Origin of the sequence: Mycobacterium sp. 1482292.6, from assembly GCF_001672995.1 — a bacterium.
In the GTDB taxonomy this organism is placed as follows: domain Bacteria; phylum Actinomycetota; class Actinomycetes; order Mycobacteriales; family Mycobacteriaceae; genus Mycobacterium; species Mycobacterium europaeum_A.
On the sequence record NZ_LZKV01000210.1, the window covers coordinates 1 to 15,564 of the forward strand.

General features: G+C 67.3%; 16 protein-coding genes. 5 read left to right on the forward strand and 11 right to left on the reverse strand.

Features of this window, described 5'->3' with window-relative positions; all coding sequences use genetic code 11:
* The 7 genes from A5624_RS21155 to A5624_RS21185 form a co-directional block, all read right to left on the reverse strand.
* Positions 1-285: MlaD family protein (locus tag A5624_RS21155; RefSeq protein ID WP_156749112.1), on the reverse strand; the 285-nt coding region annotated here is incomplete at its 3' end.
* Positions 275-1,330: a virulence factor Mce family protein gene (locus A5624_RS21160; protein ID WP_066870552.1), complete on the reverse strand. Its 1,056-nt coding sequence runs from the start codon at positions 1,328-1,330 to the stop codon at positions 275-277. The genes A5624_RS21160 and A5624_RS21155, both read right to left, overlap by 11 nt.
* Positions 1,330-2,532, reverse strand: coding sequence for an MCE family protein (locus A5624_RS21165; RefSeq protein WP_066870555.1), 1,203 nt, complete (start codon positions 2,530-2,532; stop codon positions 1,330-1,332). Before A5624_RS21165 ends, A5624_RS21160 begins: the two co-directional genes overlap by 1 nt.
* 19 nt (positions 2,533-2,551) lie before the next feature.
* Positions 2,552-3,394, reverse strand: a complete 843-nt coding sequence (locus A5624_RS21170; protein ID WP_066870558.1) for an ABC transporter permease — start codon at positions 3,392-3,394, stop codon at positions 2,552-2,554.
* Positions 3,395-3,413: 19 nt separating this feature from the next.
* A complete protein-coding gene (locus A5624_RS21175) occupies positions 3,414-4,178 on the reverse strand; it encodes an ABC transporter permease (RefSeq protein WP_014379050.1) in 765 nt (254 codons plus the stop codon).
* A gap of 234 nt (positions 4,179-4,412) precedes the next feature.
* A complete protein-coding gene (locus A5624_RS21180; protein WP_066870561.1) occupies positions 4,413-5,327 on the reverse strand; it encodes a 3-oxoacyl-ACP reductase in 915 nt (304 codons plus the stop codon).
* A gap of 44 nt (positions 5,328-5,371) precedes the next feature.
* Positions 5,372-5,563: a ferredoxin gene (locus A5624_RS21185; RefSeq protein ID WP_007772497.1), complete on the reverse strand. Its 192-nt coding sequence runs from the start codon at positions 5,561-5,563 to the stop codon at positions 5,372-5,374.
* A 213-nt stretch (positions 5,564-5,776) separates the two neighbouring features.
* On the opposite strand from A5624_RS21185, the gene A5624_RS21190 reads away from it, so the two are divergent.
* The 5 genes from A5624_RS21190 to A5624_RS21205 all read left to right on the forward strand — a co-directional run bounded on the left by A5624_RS21190 (position 5,777) and on the right by A5624_RS21205 (position 10,684).
* Positions 5,777-6,958 carry an acyl-CoA dehydrogenase gene (locus A5624_RS21190; protein ID WP_066870564.1) on the forward strand — a complete coding sequence of 394 codons (1,182 nt, stop codon included), beginning with the start codon at positions 5,777-5,779 and terminating at the stop codon, positions 6,956-6,958.
* Positions 6,959-6,986: 28 nt separating this feature from the next.
* A complete protein-coding gene (locus tag A5624_RS21195) occupies positions 6,987-8,084 on the forward strand; it encodes an acyl-CoA dehydrogenase family protein (RefSeq protein ID WP_066870567.1) in 1,098 nt (365 codons plus the stop codon).
* 5 nt (positions 8,085-8,089) lie between these two features.
* Entirely contained in the window at positions 8,090-9,601 is a 1,512-nt protein-coding gene (fadD17, locus tag A5624_RS21200) for a long-chain-fatty-acid--CoA ligase FadD17 (protein ID WP_066870570.1), read from the forward strand.
* Positions 9,602-9,659: 58 nt separating this feature from the next.
* Positions 9,660-9,881, forward strand: a complete 222-nt coding sequence (locus A5624_RS27675; RefSeq protein ID WP_082990626.1) for a hypothetical protein — start codon at positions 9,660-9,662, stop codon at positions 9,879-9,881.
* Positions 9,882-9,970: 89 nt separating this feature from the next.
* On the forward strand, positions 9,971-10,684 hold the full coding sequence (locus A5624_RS21205; protein WP_066870573.1) for a hypothetical protein: 714 nt from the start codon (positions 9,971-9,973) through the stop codon (positions 10,682-10,684).
* On the opposite strand, the gene A5624_RS21210 is transcribed toward A5624_RS21205, so the two are convergent.
* The 4 genes from A5624_RS21210 to A5624_RS21225 all read right to left on the reverse strand — a co-directional run bounded on the left by A5624_RS21210 (position 10,670) and on the right by A5624_RS21225 (position 15,558).
* Positions 10,670-12,220, reverse strand: a complete 1,551-nt coding sequence (locus A5624_RS21210) for an acetolactate synthase large subunit (RefSeq protein WP_066870576.1) — start codon at positions 12,218-12,220, stop codon at positions 10,670-10,672. The two genes, A5624_RS21205 and A5624_RS21210, sit on opposite strands and share 15 nt — an antisense overlap.
* Positions 12,217-13,044 (reverse strand): amidohydrolase family protein, encoded by an 828-nt coding sequence (locus A5624_RS21215; protein ID WP_066870579.1) that lies wholly within the window; start codon positions 13,042-13,044, stop codon positions 12,217-12,219. The genes A5624_RS21210 and A5624_RS21215 overlap by 4 nt, the downstream gene beginning before the upstream one ends.
* A 97-nt stretch (positions 13,045-13,141) precedes the next feature.
* Positions 13,142-13,909, reverse strand: a complete 768-nt coding sequence (locus A5624_RS21220) for a fructosamine kinase family protein (RefSeq protein ID WP_066870582.1) — start codon at positions 13,907-13,909, stop codon at positions 13,142-13,144.
* The gene (locus tag A5624_RS21225; protein ID WP_066870585.1) at positions 13,906-15,558 is read right to left on the reverse strand and encodes an acyl-CoA synthetase; all 1,653 of its coding nucleotides are present in this window, start codon (positions 15,556-15,558) and stop codon (positions 13,906-13,908) included. Before A5624_RS21225 ends, A5624_RS21220 begins: the two co-directional genes overlap by 4 nt.
* Between the last annotated feature and the right edge of the window lie 6 nt (positions 15,559-15,564).

Sequence of the window (15,564 nt, forward strand, 5' to 3'; positions counted from 1 at the left end):
CTGGTCGCCGACGGCGACGTGGCGGTCGACGCTGAAGCTGATCTTGGCGCTGTCGCCGGCCAGACCCACCGAGGTCACCTTGCCGACCTTGAAACCCGAAACATAAACGGCGTTGCCGGGATTGATGCCGCCCGCGTCGGTGAAGTAAGCGTCATAGATCTTGCCCTGCGGCCAAAACGGCAATCCGGAGTAGCCGAACGCGATGAGCACCACGCAAACCACCAGCACCACACCGAAAATGCCGGTGCGCAGTGGATCGCGCTCATGCCTTGCGTTACTTGGCAAAAGCACACCTCCCCTTGCTGGGATCCACCTGGCCACCGAGCGGCAGCAGGATGTCGCTGCCGGCCGGGCCGTTGATCTTGATCGTCACCGAACAGAAGTAGATGTTGAAGAACGACCCGTAGGCGCCCAAGGCGGACAGCCGCAGGTAGTCCTCGCCGAGCTGTTCGACGTCGTTGTTCACCTCGGCCTTGCGGTTGTCTATCTCGGTGGCCAGCGGCCGGGTGTTCTCCAGGATGCCCTGCAGCGGCCGGCGCGAATTCTTCAGCAGGTCCGTCAAATCCGTCGTCGTGGAGGCCAGCGGCGGGATGGCGCCCGCGATGTCGTCCTTGTGCTGGGCCAGCCCGGTGATCAGCTGCTGCAACTGGTCGACGCTGGCCGAGAACTGCGCGCTGCGTTGATCGACGGTCGTCAGCACCGTGTTGAGGTTGTTGATCACGTCGCCGATGAGCTGGTCGCGCTGGCCCAGCGCCGAGGAGAACGCGCTGGTGTCGGCGAGCACGTTCGACAACGCCCCGCCCTGGCCCTGCAGCAGCTGGATGACAGCGCTGCTGATCGTGTTGACCTTGTCCGCGTCAAGCCCTTTGAGCACCGGCCGCAGACCGCCGAGCAGCGCGTCGAGGTCCAGTGCGGGCTGGGTGTGCTGGCTGTTGATCGTCGCGCCGGCCGGAAGTTTGCGCAGCTCACCGGGGCCCGACGTGATCTCCAAAAACCGGTCGCCGACCAGGTTTTCGTAGCGAATCACCGCGCGGGTCGACGAGTAGAGCGTGTAGCGCTTGTCGACGCCGAACTTGACGTCGATGGTGTTGTCGGGGTTGAGCTTGATGTCCGACACCGCCCCGACCGGTACGCCGGCGATGCGCACCTTCTGGCCCGACTTCAGCCGCGACACGTCGGTAAACGTTGCGTGATAAGTGCTTTCGGGACCGAACCGGAAGTCACCGAACACCACCACCAGACCTGCCGACACCAACAGCATGGCCACCGCGAAGATGCTGACCTTGATCATCATCTCGCGGTGCGACGGCATGCCCGAACTTTCCGGCATCAGAAGTCGTCCCGTTCCGCGAAGGCGCCGTGGAACAGGAACTGCAACGTCGAGGGCGCGTCGAACTGCAGTTCGGTGAACGGCTCGTACGGGATGTTGGCGTTGTCGGTCACCAGGAACGGCGCCCGGTACCACGACCCGCCGTGTTGCTTGTTCGGGATGTCGGGCAAGCCGCGGCAGTTCGGACCGCCGGAGGCGTTCACGACCGGCAGCGATTCCGGATACGTATAAGACGGCGCACCCAGCACGAAGCTCGACGACGTGAACAGGCCGGCTTTCTTCACACCAAGGATCGGTCCGAACTCCTTGAGGCCTCGGTCGATTCCGGCGAAAAGGCAGCCGAATTCCGGCGAGTACTCGGCGGCCACCTTGAGCGGCGCCCGCAGCCGGTTGATCGCGTCGATGAAGTCCTGTTCGGCCGGGGCCAGGGTGTCATACGCGTTGTTCGACAGGCCGATGGTGGCCAACAGCGTGTCGTTGAGGTTCTTCTGCTGGTCGACGACCGTCTTGTTGATCGTCGGCAGGTTGTCGACCACGGTCGTCAGGTCCGGCGCCGCGTCGGCGTAGGTGTTGGCCACGACCGCGGCCTTGCGGAAGTCCTCCTGCAGGGCAGGCAGCTTCGGGTTGGCCTGGCGCGTCAGGGTATTCAAGCCCGACAGGATGCCGCCCAGGTCGTCGCCGTGACCGCGCAGGCCTTCCGCGAACGCGCTGAGCGTCCCGTTGAGTTCGACGGGGTCGATCTTGTGCAGCAGGTCCATCAGCGACTGGAACAGCGTGTTGACTTCCAACTGCACCGAAGAGGCCGCGACGTGCGCATCCGGGCGCAACGACGTGGGCGAAGGCGACTGGGGCGGAATGAATTCCACCGCCTTGGCGCCGAAGATGGTGTTACCCGCGATGTGCACCGCCGCGTTGGACGGAATGAAATGCAGGTCGTCGCTGTTGATTCCCAGAGTGAGCCGCGCCTGGTCCCCGGAATAGTCGATGGTTTCGACCTTGCCGATCTGGATGCCCCGGTACTTGACCTTGGCGCCCTTCTCCATCACGAGCCCGGCCCGGGGCGCCGACACCGTGACGGTGTCGATGGACGCGAATGCCGCTGTATAGGAAAGGTAGGTCAGCACGGCGAAAGCCACCATCAGGCCGGCCAGCACTGCTGCTGCCAGCCGGACGGTTGTGCGTCGCGCGTCTGTGTTCGCCATGTCCTTTTAAGCGGTCCTCTTATCCGGAGAGGTTGAAGTTACCGGACGCTCCGTACACAGCGAGCGAGATGAACAATGTGATGACGACCACGACGATCAGCGACGTCCGCACGGCTTGGCCGACAGCGATGCCCACGCCGACCGGACCGCCGTGGGCGTTGTAGCCGTAATAGGTATGGACCAGCATGACCGCGATGGACATCACGATGGCCTGCAGGAAAGACCACAGCAGGTCCGACGGGATCAGGAACGTATTGAAGTAGTGGTCGTAGAGGCCCTTTGACTGCCCGTTGATGTAGACCGTGGTGAAGCGGGCCGCGAAGAACGCGGCCAGCACCGACAGCGAGTACAGCGGGATGATCGCGATGAGCCCGGCCATCAGGCGGGTTGATACCAGGTAGGACACCGAGTGCACCGCCATGCATTCGACGGCGTCGATCTCCTCGGAAACCCGCATGGCGCCCAGTTGCGCTGTGGCACCGGCACCGATGGTGGCGGCCAGCGCGATGCCGGCGATCACGGGCGCGACGACCCGGACGTTCAGGAATGCCGAGAGGAATCCCGTCAACGCCTCGATGCCGATGTTGCCCAGCGACGAATAGCCCTGCACGGCAATGACACCGCCGGAGGCCAGCGTCAAGAAGGCCGCCACACCGACCGTGCCGCCAATCATGACCAGGGCCCCGGCGCCCATCGTCATCTCGGCGATCAGCCGGACGGTCTCCTTGCGGTAGCGGGTCAGCGCGTTGGGGACATACCGCATGGTCTGCCCGTAGAACAACGCCTGCTCGCCGAAGTCGTCGACCGGCTCTTGCAGGCGGGTGAAGATGCGGCGGAACCGCAGCGTGGCGTCGTAACTCATCGCGTGCTCACCCGTTCCGTCACTTCGCCGAGATCCGCACGCCGATGGCGGTCATCACCACGTTGATCACGAACAGACAGATGAAGGCGTAGACCACCGTTTCGTTGACCGCGTTGCCGACGCCCTTGGGGCCACCCTTGACGGTCAGGCCGCGGTAGCAGCCCACCATGCCGGCCATCACGCCGAACAGCAGCGCCTTGACTTCGGCCAGCACCAGCTCGCGCAGCCCGGTCAGCACGGTCAATCCGTTGATGAAGGCCCCCGGGTTGACGCCCTGCAGGAAGACGGAGAACACGTAGCCGCCGGAGAGACCGATGGCGCACACCAGCCCGTTGAGCAGCAGGGCCACCACCGTGGAGGCCAACACGCGTGGCACGACCAGCCGCTGGATCGGGTCGATGCCCAGCACCCGCATCGCGTCGATCTCCTCGCGGATGGTGCGGGCCCCGAGGTCGGCACAGATCGCGGTGGCGCCGGCACCGGCCACGACGAGCACGGTCACCACCGGGCCCAGCTGGGTGATGGTGCCGAAGGCCGTCCCGGCGCCGGACAGGTCGGCGGCGCCGATCTCGCGCAGCAGGATGTTGAGGGTGAAGGCCACCAGGACGGTGAACGGGATGGACACCAACAGCGTGGGCACCAGCGACACGCGCGCGATCATCCACGTCTGATCGAGAAACTCACCGAATTGAAACGGCCGGCGGAATGCCGCCCGGCCGGTATCCATCATCATCTCGAAAAATCCGCCGACGGCGCGGGCGGGGACCGCGAGTTGTTCCCTCAACGCGGTCCCCCCCTCGGTTTGGTCTCGGCGAAGTCTATGTGTGGCCTTTGCATCGTCTACGGTCGCTCGTGGCTCGGTGTGAGCCGGATCATATTAACCCAGAACAAGTTCACCATGTCAATGAACAGCACTTCTTATCCGAACCGTTAATTCGGCTGGTCAGAAGCACTTGTCAGGTGTCAAACTGACACACGTTCTACCTGGCGATTCCCCCAATCGGCCAGCCGTCAGCGGCTATTGTTCCATCAGCGCGCTGGCGGAAAAATTGTGCTCAGGATCACGGCCAGCAAAGTAATCCTGCAGCGTCGAACTCAGCTGCGCGGGGTCCCACGCGGCACCGTCGGCGCTGAATTTCCGCTCCACGGTCGGCGCGGCGACCAATGTCACCTGTGGACCGTAGACGATGAAGACCTGTCCGTTCACCTCGGCGGCCGCCGGTGACGACAGGAACTTCACCAGATTGACGACGTGCTCGGGTGACAAGGGGTCGATGCCGCCCGCTTCCACCTCGGGTGCGTCGCCGAAGACGTCGGCCGTCATCGCGGTGCGGGCGCGGGGGCAGATGGCGTTGGCGCAGACACCGTAGCGGCCCAGAGCTCGTGCGGCCGTCAGAGTGAGCGAGATGATGCCGGCCTTGGCGGCGCCGTAGTTCGCCTGCCCGACCGGACCGACCAGTCCGGCCTCCGACGCGGTGTTGACGATCCGCCCGAAGATCTGGCCGCCCGCCCCCTTGGCCTTGGACCGCCAGTAGGTCGCCGCGTTGCGGGTCAGCAGGAAGTGACCGCGCAGGTGCACGGCGATGACGAGATCCCACTCCTCGTCGGACATGTTGAACAGCATCCGGTCGCGGGTGATGCCGGCGTTGTTCACCACGATGTCGAGGCCGCCCAGCGAGTCGGCCTGAGCAACCAGTTCGTCGGCGGTGGCGCGTTCGCTGATGTCGCCGGCCACAGCGACGGCCTTGGACCCGGCGGAGTTGATCTCGTCGATGACGTCGGAGGCGTCCAGCGCCGCCGCGATGTCGTTTACGACGACGGTCGCGCCCTGGCGGGCCAGGCCGAGCGCCTCGGCGCGGCCCAGGCCCGCGGCCGCACCGGTCACCACCGCGACCTTTCCGGAGAGATCGGTCGCGTTCGTGCTGCTAGTCAATTTATGAATACCTCTAGTTTCGGGTTACGCGCTCGGGGCTCGGATTAGTCGCCGCGCTGAAGTGCCGCGCGCGGGCATTCGGCGATCGCCTGCTCGGCCAGCTGCTCCTGATCGGCGGGAATCGGGTCGAGCTTCACCACGGCGTAATCCTCGTCGTCCAGGTCGAAGATATCCGGGGCAATTCCCAAGCACACTGCGTTACCTTCGCACCGGTCACGGTCCACGATCACCCGCACAGCACCCTCCTTGAACCTGGCCTTCACCGCAAGACTCGCCTCATCAGCATGTAGGTCCACCATAGGGCCCTGACACCGCTGGGGAAACGGTCGCTGGATTCCCAGACTAGAACGTGTTACAACCGGGAAGGCGAACGGGTAGCCGTTGGTCGAGCTGCGGCCTGTGACGAGGGTTGTCACTGAAGAACGTCGTAAATCTGAAGGACGGCTGAAATGCGCATCAGTTACACCCCGGAACAAGAGGACCTGCGTCGCGAGCTGCGGTCGTACTTCACCGCGCTGATGACCCCGGAGCGCCGCGAGGCGCTGACCTCGACGGGGGGCGGCGAGGTCGGGACGGGCACCGCGTATCGCGACACCGTCGCGCAGATGGGCAAGGACGGGTGGCTCACCCTGAACTGGCCCAAAGAGTACGGCGGCCAGGACCGCTCCCCGATGGACTCGCTGATCTTCACCGACGAGGCCGCCATCGCGGGCGTGCCGGTGCCGTTCCTGACCATCAACAGCGTCGCGCCGACCATCATGGCGTTCGGCACCGAGGAACAGAAGAAGTTCTTCCTGCCCAAGATCGCCGCCGGCGAACTGCACTTCTCCATCGGGTATTCCGAGCCGGGCGCGGGCACGGACCTGGCCAATCTGCGCACCACCGCGGTGCGCGACGGTGACGACTACGTGATCAACGGCCAGAAGATGTGGACCAGCCTGATCGCCTACGCGGACTGGGTGTGGCTGGCGGTCCGCACCAACCCGGACGCCAAGAAGCACCGCGGCATCTCGATGCTGACCGTGCCGACGACCGCCGAAGGTTTCTCCTGGACGCCGGTGCACACCATGGCCGGGGTGGACACCAGCGCCACCTATTACTCCGACGTGCGCGTGCCGGTGACCAACCTGATCGGCGAGGAGAACGGCGGTTGGAAACTGGTGACCAACCAGCTCAACCATGAGCGGGTGGCGCTGGTCTCGCCGCAACCGATCTTCCTGGCGCTGCGCGAGGTCCGCGAATGGGCGCAGAACACCAAGGACGCCGGCGGGGCGCGGTTGATCGATTCCGAGTGGGTGCAGATCAACCTCGCCCGGGTGCACGCCAAGGCCGAAGTTCTCAAGCTGATCAACTGGGAGTTGGCCTCGGCCACCAGTGAAGCCCTGTCGCCCGCCGATGCGTCGGCGGCGAAGGTGTATGGCACCGAGCTGGCCACCGAGGCGTACCGGTTGCTGATGGAGGTGCTGGGTACCGCGGCGACGGTGCGCCAGAATTCGCCCGGCGCATTGCTGCGCGGCCGGGTCGAGCGAATGCACCGGGCCTGCCTGATCCTGACGTTCGGCGGCGGCACCAACGAAGTGCAGCGCGACATCATCGGCATGGTCGCCCTCGGTCTGCCTAGAAACCGCTGAGCCGCTACGTAATAGAAGGACGGACGTCATGGATTTCACCACCACCGAAGCGGCGCACGACCTCGGCAACCTGGTCGACACCATCGTGGACTCGGTATGCACCCCCGAACACCAGCGCGAGCTCGACGGGCTCGATCAGCGCTTCGACCGCGACCTGTGGGCAAAGCTGATCGACGCCGGCATCCTGTCCAGCGCGTCGGCCACATCGCTGGGCGGTGACGGCTTCGGCGCGCTCGAGCAGATCGCGATCCTGGTGGCGCTGGGGCACCAGCTGGCCGCCGTGCCCTATCTGGAGTCGGTGGTGCTGGGCGCCGGAGCGCTGGCCCGGTTCGGTTCCGAAGAGCTGCAACAAAACTGGGGTGTGCCGGCAGTCAAAGGCGAGAAGACGCTCAGCGTTGCCCTCGACGGTGAGATGGGCGAGGGGCCGGTGCGGGCGGCCGGCGCCGGTGCGGGCTACCGGCTGACCGGGACGCGCACCCAGATCGGATTCGGCCCGGTGGCCGACGCGTTCCTGGTTCCCGCCGAAACCGATTCCGGCACAGCCGTTTTCCTGGTCGCCGCCGACGACCCGGGCGTCACGGTGACCGCGCTGGAAACCACCGGCCTGGGCAGCGTCGGGCATCTCGCCCTGGACGGAACCGAGGTGGACGAGAGCCGCAAGGTCGGGGGCGCCGAGGTCGTGACCTGGCTCGGCACGCTGGGCACCTTGGGGCGCAGCGCTTTCCAGCTCGGGGTGCTCGAGCGGGGCCTGCAGATGACGGCCGAATACGCCCGCGAGCGTGAGCAGTTCGATCGCCCGATCGGCAGCTTCCAGGCGGTGTCACAGCGGCTCGCCGACGGTTACATCGACGTGAAGGGGTTGCGGCTCACGCTCACCCAGGCGGCCTGGCGGGTCTCGGAAGACATCGCCGCCGAAATCGACGTCGCCAGTGCGGCGTTCTGGGCCGCCGAGGCCGGTCACCGGGTGGCGCACACCATCGTGCACGTGCACGGCGGCGTCGGCGTGGACACCGATCACCCGGCGCACCGCTACTTCCTGGCGGCCAAGGAGACCGAATTCGCCCTCGGCGGTGCCACCGGTCAGCTGCGGCGGATCGGCCGGGAGCTGGCGGAGACGCCCGCTTAGGCGCAATGGATCTCACCGACGACCTGACGGTCACCAAGCTGCTGGAGCCGCTGACCGAGATCGACGATCGGGGTGTGTACTTCGAGGACTCGTTCACCAGCTGGCGCGACCACCTGCAGCACGGTGCCGCGATCGCCGCGACGCTGCGGGCGCGGCTCGACCCCGCCCGGCCGCCGCATGTCGGCGTGTTGTTGGAGAACACCCCGTTCTTCTCGGCGATGCTGGTGGCGGCGGGCATATCGGGGATCGTGCCGGTGGGACTCAACCCGGTGCGCCGGGGCGAGGCCCTGCGGCGCGACATCGCCAGGGCCGACTGCCAATTGGTGCTGGCGGATTCGAAATCGTCTGAGACGCTGGGTGATATCGAGCACCTGAACGCCGACTCGCCCGAGTGGGCCGAGGAGGTCGCCGCGCACCGCGAGGCCCCGATCTCCTTCCAGGCCGCCTCGCCGGCGGACCTGTTCATGTTGATCTTCACCTCGGGCACCAGCGGCGAGCCCAAGGCGGTCAAGTGCAGCCACGGCAAGGTGGCGATCGCGGGCGTAACGATGTCACAGCGCTTCGGCCTGGGCCACGACGACGTCTGCTACGTGTCGATGCCGCTGTTTCATTCCAATGCGGTGTTGGTCGGCTGGGCGGTGGCGGCGGCCTGCGAGGGCTCGATGGCCTTACGGCGCAAGTTCTCTGCTTCGAATTTCATCGTCGATGTCCGTCGTTACGGCGCCACCTACGCCAACTACGTGGGCAAGCCCCTGTCGTATGTGCTCGCCACGCCGGAGCGACCCGACGATGCCGACAATCCGCTGCGGGCGGTCTACGGCAATGAGGGCGTACCCGAGGACATCGAGCGCTTCGGCCGCAGGTTCGGGTGCGTCGTGCAGGACGGGTTCGGTTCCACCGAGGGCGGCGTGGCCATCGCCCGCACCCCCGATACGCCGGCGGGTTCACTGGGGCCGCTTCCACAGGGCATCGACATCATCGATCCCGACACCGGGGCGTCCTGCCCGCCTGGCGTGGTCGGCGAATTGGTCAACACCGCGGGGCCGGGGCGTTTCGAGGGTTACTACAACGACGAGGCGGCCGAAGCCGAGCGGATGGCCGGCGGGGTGTATCACAGCGGTGATCTCGCCTACCGCGACGACGCCGGCTACGCGTATTTCGCTGGGCGGCTGGGCGATTGGATGCGGGTCGACGGCGAAAACCTGGGCGCCGCCCCGATCGAGCGGGTGCTGCTGCGCCACCCCGACGTCACCGAGGTCGCGGTGTACCCGGTCCCCGACCCGAGGGTCGGCGACCAGGTGATGGCGGCGTTGGTGATGGTGCCGGGCACCGAGTTCGAGGACGAGAAGTTCCGCGCGTTTCTGGCCGAGCAGCCGGACTTGGGACCCAAGCAATGGCCGTCGTACGTGCGGATCACTACCGAACTGCCGCGGACGGTGACCTTCAAGGTGTTGAAGCGCCAGTTGGCCGCTCAGGGTGTGGACTGCGACGACCCGGTGTGGCGGATCCACCGCTAGGGACCCGGGTCGTGCGTTGCCGCCGGATGTGCGGTCCACACAGTAAACTCAGCGCTTGATGAAAATCCGCGAAACGATCGCCTGCTCGATCCGGGTCGGGTCGCTGGGTGGCGCCGTGCTCGGGCTGGGCTCCGGTTTGGCCGCGGCGGATCCGCCTCCGGCGCCTCCCCTGCCTCCGCCACCGCCGCCGCTGGTGTGGTCGCCGCCGACGCCGGACCGCGAACCGTGGGAAGTCCCGCCCCCACCGGAGCAGGGGCCGCCGCTCCCGCCGGCGGGCTGATGGTTTTGCCGACAAGGAGACGCGATGGTTGATGCGCCGGTCCCCCACCTCGGCGTCGCTGTGACGCGCGCCGATAACGGAACCAGCGCATGACGGCACGCCCACTCGAGCTCGCGCTGGAAGCCAGCTTCGACCAGCTTGCCGCCGCGGTGCCGGCGAACGTCGGCGTCGCGATCGCCCGGCCGGACAGAACCTTTTCGCTGGGCAGCTGGTGGTCGGGCGTGGCATGGTCGACCATCAAGGTGCCGTTGGCGATAGCGGCGCTGCGCAACGATTGGCTGGGCGCGCGCGATTTGGTCGTCAAGGCGATCACCGAATCCGACAACCGCGCCTCCGAACAGTTGTGGTCGCAGTTGGGCGAGCCCGCGCAGGCGGCGCGACGGGTGCAGGTCGTGGTGGCCGAGGGCGGTGACACCGCGACGGTGGTCGAATCGCGTCGACTGCGCCGCGGGTTCACCGCATTCGGCCAAACGCAGTGGAGCCTGCAGCGCCAAGCGCGGTTTGCAGCGGAGCTCTCGACCATCCCCGACGCCGTCGAAGTGATCGACCTGATGCAGCGCCTGGTCACCGGCGACCAGTGGGGCCTGGCCGCCAAAGGCATTGCCGCCAAAGGTGGTTGGGGGCCCGGTGTGCACGGCGAGTACCTGGTCCGGCAATTCGGCATCGTCCCCACCCCGGCCGGCCACTGGGGCGTGGCGCTGGCAGCCGATGCGCACGACGGCGCGTTCGAGACGGGCGTCGACGTGGTCAACACGATGACGGACTGGCTGCTGAGCCGGTTGCCGACCCTAGCCCGTTATTGACGGCACCACGGCGTCGATCAGATGCGGCCCCGGTTCGGCGAAGGCGTCGCGCAGCGCATCGGCCAATTCCTCGGCCGTGGTGACGCGCCGTGCGGGTACTCCCATGCCCTCGCTGATCTTCACGAAATCCATTGTCGGGTCAGATAAGTCGAGCAGTGACAGCGCTTCAGGGCCGGGCGCCGACCCGGCGCCGACGCGTTGCAGCTCGATGCGCAGGATGTCGTAGGCGCTGTTGTTGTACAGCACGGTGGTGACGTCGAGGTTCTCCCGGGCCTGGGTCCACAATCCCGAAATCGTGTACATGGCCGAGCCATCGGATTCCAGACACAACACCGGGCGATTGGGGGCGGCCACCGCGGCGCCCACCGCGGCCGGTATGCCGTAGCCGATCGCCCCACCGGTCAGGGTCAGCCAGTCGTGCGCCGGCGCCCCGGCGGTCGCCTGGGCGAGCAGCACGCCCGAGGTGTTCGACTCGTCGACCACGATGGCATTTTCGGGCAGCAGCGCCCCGATCACATCGGCGGCCGACGCGGAGGTCAGCGGGCCCCTCGGCAGCGGAGGACGCGATGCGGCGGCCACCGGCGCCTCGGTGCCGGGTGCCACCTGGTCGGCCAAAGCGATCAAAGCCTCTGCTGCACCGCTGTATTCGGCGAGCACGTGCACCTCGCAGCCGGCCGGCACCAGATCGCTGGGCATGCCGGGGTAGGCGAAGAACGACACCGGCGACTTGGCGCCGGCCAGCACCAGATGCTTGGCGCCGTCCAGCTGGGCCGCGGCGGCCTCGGCGAAATAGGCGAGCCGGTCGACCGCGGGGACGCCGGCGCCGCGCTCCAGCCGGGTGGGGAAGGTTTCGCACAACACGCGCGCACCCGTTGCCGCCGCAATGCGGGCGGCCGCCGCCAGCCCGGCACGGCGGGTGGCGTCGCCGCCCACCATGATCACCGTGGGCTCGCCGGAGCCGAGCACCTCGAGCACCTCGGGCGCCAACAGCGGATCGGCGCTCGCCGGCTGCGCATCCAGGTTGGAGAACAGCTGGGCGCCGTCGGACCAGGACACGTCGGCGGGCAGGATCAGCGTGGAAATCTGTGAACCCCACCGGCTGGCCGCGATGCCCTCGACGGCGTCGGCCGAAACCTGGGAGGCGTCAGCGGTCCGGCGCACCCAGCCCGAGACGGTGCCGGCCAGCGCGTCGATGTCGGATTCCAGTGGGGCGTCGTATTTTTTGTGATAGGTCGCGTGGTCGCCGACGACCACCACCATCGGTACCCGCGCACGGCGCGCGTTGTGCAGGTTGGCCAGGCCGTTGCCCAGTCCGGGTCCCAAGTGCAGCAGCACCGCGGCCGGTCGATCGGCGATGCGCGCGTAACCGTCGGCCGCTCCGGTGGCGACCCCCTCGAACAGCGCCAGCACGCCGCGCATCCGCGGCACGGCGTCCAGCGCCGCGACGAAGTGCATCTCCGACGTGCCCGGGTTGGCGAAACACACGTCGACGCCGCCGTCCACCAGGGTGTTGATCAGGGCCTGGGCACCGTTCACTTGACTGCCTCCAGTCGGAAAACTCGTTCGGCGTTGCCGCGCAGGAAATCTCGGCGGGCCTCGTCGGACAGCCCGAGGTCGTCCAGTCCCGCCAGCGCGTGCTCGTGGGTGATCATCGGATAGTTGGTGCCGAACAACACCTTTCGTTGCCCGGTACCGGTCTTCATGAACCTGACCAGTTCATCCGGCAACCGCTTGATGGTGTACGCCGAGGTGTCGATGTAGACGTTTTCGTGCTTGCGGGCCACCGCGACCATCTCCTCGGTCCACGGATAGCCGACGTGACCGCAGACGATCACCAGCTCCGGGAAATCGAGCGCCACCTGGTCGATGTAGGGAATCGGCCGGCCGGTCTCCGACGGGCGCAACGGACCGGTGTGACCGACCTGGGTGCAGAACGGCACCCCGGATTCCACGCACTGGGCAAACAGCGGATAGTAGCGACGATCGGTGGGCGGGGCATCCCACAACCACGGCACCACCCGCAGGCCGACGAACCCTCCGTCGGCTATCCGGCGCCGCAACTCCCGGACGGCTTCCATCGGGCGGTCCAGGTCGACGGTGGCCAGCCCGGCGAGCCGATTCGGGTGCGCGGCAATCCATTGCGCCACCTCGTCGTTGGAGACCAGGTCGGCTCCCCCCGGCCCCCGCCAGGCGCTGAGCACACCCACTTCGACGCCGGCGACGTCCATCGACGCCAGGGTCGCCTCGATCGGGATATCGGTGTCGGGGATCGACCCGCCCGTCCACCGCCGCAGGGATGCCAGCATGTCGCTGCGCAGGAACCGCGCAGTCGGATGCTGCATCCAGACATCGATCGTCATGCGATTGGACTTTAGCCCGCCGACGATGCGCGCCGCGGAGCGGCGGGAGGAGGAGACGGGCAATCAACACCAGACCGGGCCCGGCCGCCCTCCGATCTCAGAGGGTCAGCGCGGCGCGGGCGCAGGCGTGCGTCTGCTGCGCGTACCCGCCGCCGAACAGCGCCACGTGCGCCAGTAGCGGGAAGAGCTGGTGCAGGCCGGTGCGGTCGCGCCAGCCGGACCGCAGCGGTCGCACCCGCTGATAGCCGTCGATGACCGCGTCGAAGTGGGGGCAGCCGAACAGCGCGAGCATCGCCAGGTCGGTCTCGCGGTGACCGGCGTGTGCGGCCGGGTCGATGAGCACCACACCGTCGGGCGTCCACATCACGTTGCCGCTCCACAGATCGCCGTGCAGCCGCGCCGGGGCGTCGTCGTCGTCGAAATCGCCCGCGCGGCAACGGGCCGCGACGGAGTTCACGGCGTCGCGGGTGGCGGCGTCCAGGCCCGGGGCGGCGAGTTCGGCCATCGGGGCCAGCCGCTCCTCGGCATAGAACTCACCCCAGCGCCGGTGCGGGCGCAGCGAGAGCGGCAGGGGCTGCGACAGCGGCCCGAAAAAGCCCGTCCCGGCCCAGCCGTCCGGCCCGGCGCCGAACGCCGCGGCGCCCGCGTCGTGCGTGACGGCCAGCCGGTTGCCGAATGCGCGCGCGGCCTCGGGGGTGGGGCGCACGGAGTCAAGGCGCCGCAGGGTCAGGCTCGTGTCATCGACGGCGACGACCTGCGCGCACGGCACGCCGCCGTCGACATCGGAAAGCCATTGCAGCCCTGCGGCTTCCCAAGCGAAGAAGCCGGTCGGTGCGGCCGGATTACGTTTGACGAAGTCGGTCACGCAGTGGCGTGAGCGGCGTGCACGTCGTCGGCCGGGCGGGCCTCGGTCTGCTCCTTGGCCCAGCGGTAGTCGGGCTTGCCCGCGGGCGACCGCTTGACCTCGTCGACCAGCCACAGGCTGCGCGGCACCTTGTAACCCGCGATCTCGGAGCGCACGAAGCTGTCCAGCTCCGACAGCGTCGGTCGCGATCCCGGCCGCGGCTGCACGACGGCGGCGACGTGCTGGCCGTACCGCGCGTCCGGCACGCCGACCACCAGGGCGTCGAAGACGTCGGGGTGGCCCTTGAGCGCGGCCTCGACCTCCTCGGGGTAGATCTTCTCGCCGCCGCTGTTGATCGACACCGAGCCGCGGCCCAGCATCGTGACGGTGCCGTCCTCCTCGACGGTCGCGAAGTCGCCGGGGATGGCGTAACGCACGCCGTTGAAGGTCTTGAACGTCTCGGCGGTCTTCTTCTCGTCCTTGTAGTAACCGACCGGGATGTTGCCCTTCTTGGCAATGAACCCGCGTACTCCGGAGCCGGGCTTGACCTCGTTGCCCTGTTCGTCGAGGACGACGGTGCGGTGGTCGATCGTCACGCGCGGGCCGCCGGCATGCGGCGCGTCCTTGGCGACGATGCTGGTGCCGCCGAATCCGGTCTCCGATGAACCGATCGAGTCGGTGATGACGCGGTTGGGCAGCAGCTCGAGGAACTTCTCCTTGATGCTCGGCGAGAACAGCGCCGCGGTGGAGGCGAGCAGGAACAGCGACGACAGGTCGTACTCGTTTCCCTTGTCCTGGTGCGCAAGTAGCGCGTCGAGCAGCGGTCGCGCCATCGCGTCGCCGGTGAAGAACAGCAGGTTTACCTTGTGTTCGTGGATCGTGCGCCAGACCTCGTCGGCGTTGAATTCCGGTGCCAGCACGGTGGTTTGGCCCGAGAAGATCGACATCCAGGTGGCCGACTGGGTGGCGCCGTGGATCATCGGCGGAATCGGGTGGCGGACCATCGGTGGGTTGGCCGCGGCGGCCTTGGCCAGGTCGTACTCGTCCTTGACGAATTCGCCTGTGGCGAAGTCGGTTCCGCCGAACAGCACCCGGTAGATGTCCTCGTGGCGCCACATCACGCCCTTCGGGAAGCCGGTGGTGCCGCCGGTGTAGAGCAGGTAGATGTCGTCGGCGCTGCGCGGGCCGAAGTCGCGCTCGGGCGAGCTGCCCGCGATCGCTGAATAGAACTCGACGCCGCCGTAACGGCTGAAGTCGTTGTCGCTGCCGTCCTCCACGACCAGGATCGTCTTGACGTCGGGGGTGTCGGGCAGCACGTTGGCCACCCGGTCGGAGTACTGACGCTCGTGCACCAGCGCGACCATGTCGGAGTTCTCGAACAGGTAGCGCAGCTCGCCCTCGACGTAGCGGTAGTTGATGTTCACCAGGATGGCGCCCGCTTTGACGATGCCGAGCATCGCGATGACGATTTCGATGCGGTTGCGGCAGTACAGGCCGACCTTGTCGTCCTTTTTCACCCCTTGCTCGAGCAGGTAGTGAGCCAGGCGGTTGGCCTTCTCCTCCAGCTGGGCATAGGTCAACTTCTCGTCGCCGCAGATCAGGGCGACACGGTCGGGCACAGCGTCGATGGCGTGCTCTGCGAGATCGGCAATATTCAAGGCCACGGCCACCAAATT

What these genes read in the sequence shown, in the direction of transcription:
- A5624_RS21190 (WP_066870564.1), top strand. Translation starts at nt 5,777, where the DNA reads ATGCGCATCAGTTACACCCCGGAACAAGAGGACCTGCGTCGCGAGCTG.
- A5624_RS21160 (WP_066870552.1), bottom strand. Translation starts at nt 1,330, where the DNA reads ATGCCGGAAAGTTCGGGCATGCCGTCGCACCGCGAGATGATGATCAAG.
- A5624_RS21215 (WP_066870579.1), bottom strand. Translation starts at nt 13,044, where the DNA reads ATGACGATCGATGTCTGGATGCAGCATCCGACTGCGCGGTTCCTGCGC.
- A5624_RS21170 (WP_066870558.1), bottom strand. Translation starts at nt 3,394, where the DNA reads ATGAGTTACGACGCCACGCTGCGGTTCCGCCGCATCTTCACCCGCCTG.
- A5624_RS21165 (WP_066870555.1), bottom strand. Translation starts at nt 2,532, where the DNA reads ATGGCGAACACAGACGCGCGACGCACAACCGTCCGGCTGGCAGCAGCA.
- A5624_RS21195 (WP_066870567.1), top strand. Translation starts at nt 6,987, where the DNA reads ATGGATTTCACCACCACCGAAGCGGCGCACGACCTCGGCAACCTGGTC.
- A5624_RS27675 (WP_082990626.1), top strand. Translation starts at nt 9,660, where the DNA reads ATGAAAATCCGCGAAACGATCGCCTGCTCGATCCGGGTCGGGTCGCTG.
- A5624_RS21205 (WP_066870573.1), top strand. Translation starts at nt 9,971, where the DNA reads ATGACGGCACGCCCACTCGAGCTCGCGCTGGAAGCCAGCTTCGACCAG.
- fadD17 (WP_066870570.1), top strand. Translation starts at nt 8,090, where the DNA reads ATGGATCTCACCGACGACCTGACGGTCACCAAGCTGCTGGAGCCGCTG.